Annotated in this window: 1 protein-coding gene and 1 tRNA gene (1 of these 2 cut by a window edge); one reads left to right on the top strand and one right to left on the bottom strand. The window is 39.6% G+C overall.

Features of this window, described 5'->3' with window-relative positions; genetic code table 11:
• Positions 1-20, top strand: a tRNA-Thr gene (locus B2X72_RS01670); it begins 167 nt to the left of the window's first position.
• Between the two features lie 42 nt (positions 21-62).
• Here the strand turns inward: B2X72_RS01670 and B2X72_RS01665 are convergent.
• Positions 63-840: alkaline phosphatase (locus tag B2X72_RS01665; protein ID WP_286848146.1), on the bottom strand; the 778-nt coding region annotated here is incomplete at its 5' end.

Genomic DNA, 840 nt, shown 5'->3' with positions numbered 1-840 from the left:
TTCGATTCCGATAAGAGGCTCATAAAAAAGATCCCCAAGATTTCTTGAGGATCTTTTTTTGTTTAGTCCAAACTAAGTTGTGCTGCTGTAGCGATTTTCTTTGGTATATCTGTGTTATCCATTTTCTGACTGAATTGCTCGGAGCCAACTCCGATCGCATATACCGGTGCATAGGCGGCCGAATGGTTGTTAGAGGCCCAGCTTATTGATCCCATCCGATTTAAGATTGAAATACTCAATGCGGCTATTTTGTCGTCGCTTGCGTAAAGGCTTTTTGCGGTTTCATTTTGATGATCGACAAAGCTTTTTTGATAGGCAGCTTCTAAAGCACTACGATCAGTTTCATGGATTGTAATTTTGGAAAATAAACCAGTTTGAGCAGCAATGAGATTCTTGAGATCGTCCCATGTTGCATTTGGATTATTCTTACGAAGGTTGCCAATTGCGTTCGAAAGTTCTGCATGCGAGGTTTTTTGGTGGGACAAGAATTTTGTTTTCAGCGAAGAACTTCCATTACCGACACCTAATCCTCCTGTTTCATGGTCCGCCGTAACGACTATAAGTGTTTCATTTGGGAATTTTTTATAAAAATCATAGGCGAGTTGTACGGAGGCATTGAAATCCAATACTTCCTGAATCGTTGTAGCCGCATCATTTGCATGGCATGCCCAATCAATTTTTCCACCTTCAATCATTAAAAAGAAACCATTTGTATTGTTTTTATGCAGTGAAGTGATAGCTGCAGATGTGATATCTGCCAATTTTAAATCACTTGGCTTTTGGTCTATGGCATATTTAAGGGCATCTATAGGACTGCCATCTGAATTCATCAATATGATC

The sequence above is a fragment of the Sphingobacterium sp. UBA7253 genome, assembly GCF_002472745.1.
Lineage (GTDB): Bacteria > Bacteroidota > Bacteroidia > Sphingobacteriales > Sphingobacteriaceae > Sphingobacterium > Sphingobacterium siyangense.
This window is presented reverse-complemented; position numbering and strand designations above follow the sequence as displayed.